The sequence below is a fragment of the Bradyrhizobium sp. PRIMUS42 genome (assembly GCF_023006515.1).
Lineage (GTDB): Bacteria > Pseudomonadota > Alphaproteobacteria > Rhizobiales > Xanthobacteraceae > Bradyrhizobium.
Window position 1 is genome coordinate 1 of the sequence record NZ_JALBGZ010000668.1, and the last position, 3,450, is coordinate 3,450.

3 protein-coding genes and 1 pseudogene are annotated in these 3,450 nt (G+C 64.7%); 2 read left to right on the forward strand and 2 right to left on the reverse strand.

The features are described 5' to 3' along the window. Together MOV75_RS31510 and MOV75_RS31515 are read left to right on the forward strand one after the other, a co-directional pair. Window positions 1–363, forward strand: a pseudogene (locus MOV75_RS31510) (DNA alkylation response protein); the annotation flags it as partial. A gap of 46 nt (window positions 364–409) precedes the next feature. Further along, the gene (locus MOV75_RS31515; RefSeq protein ID WP_246923259.1) at window positions 410–1,498 is read left to right on the forward strand and encodes a Zn-dependent alcohol dehydrogenase; all 1,089 of its coding nucleotides are present in this window, start codon (window positions 410–412) and stop codon (window positions 1,496–1,498) included. A 160-nt stretch (window positions 1,499–1,658) separates the two neighbouring features. Here MOV75_RS31515 and MOV75_RS31520 read toward each other — a convergent pair whose 3' ends face one another. Together MOV75_RS31520 and MOV75_RS31525 are read right to left on the reverse strand one after the other, a co-directional pair. Further along, a complete protein-coding gene (locus MOV75_RS31520) occupies window positions 1,659–2,012 on the reverse strand; it encodes a nuclear transport factor 2 family protein (protein WP_246923266.1) in 354 nt (117 codons plus the stop codon). Window positions 2,013–2,179: 167 nt separating this feature from the next. Next, the coding region (locus MOV75_RS31525) for an amidase (protein WP_247007272.1) at window positions 2,180–3,450 on the reverse strand (1,271 nt) is incomplete at its 5' end.

The following is a 3,450-nucleotide window of genomic DNA, read 5'->3' on the forward strand; positions in this document are numbered from 1 at the left end:
GACAGCGCCACGGTGCCGCAGGCTTGGCGCGACCGTTTGCGCGGTCTCGTCGATCGCGCTGTCGGCTTCGCACGCGAAGTGGCAGGAAAGGCCGAAAACGAATCCGATGCGCGGCGCGCCACCAGCCTGCTCTATCATGTCGCAAGCGCCGTCGCGCTCGCCTGGGAGGCGCACCGTATCCACGAGATGCGCGGCGATGCGCGCCGGCTGCTGTTGTCGCGGCTGGTGATCGATCACCGGGTATCACCGAACGATCCGTTCCGGCTCACGGAAAATGCGGCGCAAGCCAAGATTGCCGCGCTGCTGCTCGGCGATCGCGCCGCAGGCATGAGCGAGGTTTGCGAATTGGTTGTGGCGGCGTAGGCTGTACGCCACGCTCAAACCAGAGAAACGCGATAGGGAGTGCTCGATGAAGGCCGCCGTCCTCTATGAAGTCAACCAGCCGCTGGTCATCGAGGATGTCAGCCTGCCGAAGCCGGGGCCGCGCGAAGTGCTGATCCGCACGGCGGTCGCCGGGCTCTGTCATTCCGACCTGCATTTCATGGAAGGCCTCTATCCGCATCCGCTACCAGCGGTGCTTGGCCACGAGTCAGCCGGTATCGTCGAGCAGGTCGGCTCCGACGTCACTTATGTCAAGCCGGGCGATCACGTCGTCACCTGCCTGTCGGTGTTTTGCGGCACCTGCGACAACTGCACCACGGGCCGCACCGTACTCTGCACCGACACCACGGTTAAGCTGCTGCCGGGCGCCTCCAACCGGATGCAATGGTCGAAGCCGGAGAAGCTGCACCAGTTCCTCAATCTCTCGTCCTTTGCCGAGCAGATGCTGGTGCACGAGAACGCGATCGTCAAAATCCGGAAAGAAATGCCGCTCGATCTGGCTGCGCTGATCGGCTGCGGCGTCATCACCGGCTACGGCGCGGTGGTGAACACGGCGAAGGTGACGGCGGGCGAGACCGTTGCGGTGATCGGCTGCGGAGGCGTCGGCATGGCCGCGATCAACGGCGCGCAGATCGCCGGCGCTGGCCGCATCATCGCCATCGACACCAATCCCGCAAAGCTCCAACTCGCGACCAAGTTGGGTGCCACCGACATCATCAATCCCGCCGATGGCGAGGTCGTCAAGCAGGTGCGCGACCTCACCAATGGCGGCGTGCATCATTCCTTCGAGGTGCTCGGCCGCAAGGAGACCGCGGAGCAAGCGTTCGGCATGCTCGCCTCCGGCGGCACCGCTACCATCGTCGGCATGATTCCGTTCGGCCAGAAAATCGAGCTGCACGGCTTCGACTTCCTGCGCGAGCGCAAGATCCAGGGCTCCTCGATGGGCTCGAACCACTTTCGCGTGGACATGCCGCGGCTGGTCGATTTCTACCTGCGGGGACGGCTGCACCTGGAAGACTGGATCTCGGCCAAGCTGAAGCTAAGCGAAATCAACGAGGGCTTTGCCAACATGAAGGCCGGCAAGACGCTCCGCAGCGTGATCATGTTTGATAGCTGAGCGCCGGCGCTCGCCAGCGTCGCTCCAAAATCAGTGTCATTGCCCGGTCCCGGCTCCGCCAAGGCTACGCCGAGGCCCACGAGGGTGCTCGGCTCGCCGAAGCTTCAGCGAAGGCGGCAAGCCGGGGCATGACAGTGGAGTATGAGGATGGCTTACCATCTCACCGTGACACGTGCGCCGACACCGCCAGCCATCTGCCGTTCCTCTTCGCCCAGCAATCGGTATAGCGTCCCGTCGCCTGCTGTCCGTCCGCCATGGTGTAGCTCGTCGCGGCATGAATGATCGCGAAGTCGCCCATGATGCGGATGATGACGTCGTGCTCATGTAAATTGCGGATCGCGATCGGCCGCGCGGTTTGCTCGAGGAAGGCAGCGCGGTCGACCAGCGTCTTGTCGGGATTGGAGCAGTAGAACTCCGGCGCCAGGATCTCGTCGAAGCGCTTGACGTCGCAGTTCTGCACGGAGGCGACATAGTCGCGATTGAGCGCGGTGAGCTGTTCGAGGTCGTCGCCCATGGTGTTCCCTTCTTTCTGCCATTCCGACCGCGCAGAGCGCGAACCCGGAATCTCGAAATTGTTTTGCTCCGTCATTGCAAGGAGCTCTTGCGACGAAGCAATCCAGAATCGTTCCGCGGTGACGGTCTGGATTGCTTTGCTGCGCTCGCAATGACGCGCGATGAACGCTAGTCGGCAAACATCTTCGGCAGCACGAACCCGTCGAATTCACGCTCGATCAGCTCGGCGAGCTTGAGCGGCGTGCGATCCTCCAGCCATGGGCCGACGATTTGCACGCCGACCGGCAGGCCGTCTTTCGACAGGCCGAGCGGGACGGCCGTCGCAGGCAGGCCCGGCAACGTCGCAATGCCCGGCCAGGCGAGCTGGTCGGAATAGGGATAGTCCTTGCCGTCGATGCTGATGCGCCGCAGGCTCTGGTCCGGCGAATGGTCATGCGGAAAGGCCGGCGTCGGCATGATCGGGCAGATCACCGCGTCGAAGGTGTTGAACAGCGCGCGCCATTGCGCACGCAGACCCGCGCGGGCGCCGGCATCGAGCACCCAGGCGCGGTGGCTTGTGGTGATGCCGCGCAATCGCTCCGCGCCGAGGCTGCGATCCCCAGGCGAAAGCTGGCTCACTCCGGCTTGCGCATCCGCAAACTCCTCCGGCGGGAAGAATGCGCCGAGAAAGCTCAGCAGCATGCGCATGTAGAGCCGCGACGTCTCCGCGAAGTCCGGGAGCTGGCGGCTCTCGCGAGCGATCGTCACGCCGGCCTTTGACAGATCGGTGGCGAGCCTGTCGATCGCGCCGTGGACGTCCCGGTCAGCCGGCAGCAGCGGGTGGCTGTCGATCACCAGGACACGAAAGTCCCGCAACGATTGATGCCGTGCAACGGGCAAGTCGAGCTTGTAGGCGACACCGGCGTCCAGCGGATCCGGTCCGGCCATGACATCGAGCAGCAAGGAAAGATCTGCTGCCGTGCGTGCCATCGGACCGATGACGGCGAGGTCGCCCTCGCGCGGAATGGCCGGAAACGGCGGCGGGGTCTCGCCGCGCGCCGGACAGAGATTGAGGGTCGGCTTATGCGCGAAGATGCCGCAATGAAAGGCCGGCACACGCAGGGAGCCGCCGATGTCGGAGCCGGTGGCGAGCGCGCAATAGCCCGCGGCGAGGGCTGCCGACGATCCTCCGGAGGATCCACCCGGTGTGCGGCCGAGGTCATAGGGGTTGTTCGTGGTGCCGTAGATGTCGTTGTAGCTCTGCCAATCGCCGAGGCCGACCGGCACGTTGGTCTTGCCGAGGATCACCCCGCCGGCCTGTTTGATGCGCGTCACCGCCAGGGCGTCTTCGGCCGGCTTGAATTCCTTCTGCGGCACGAATCCCCAGGTCGTCGGCAGCCCGGCAACGTTGAAGGATTCCTTGATCGTCACGGGCAGGCCGAGCAGCGGCTTGCGCTCGC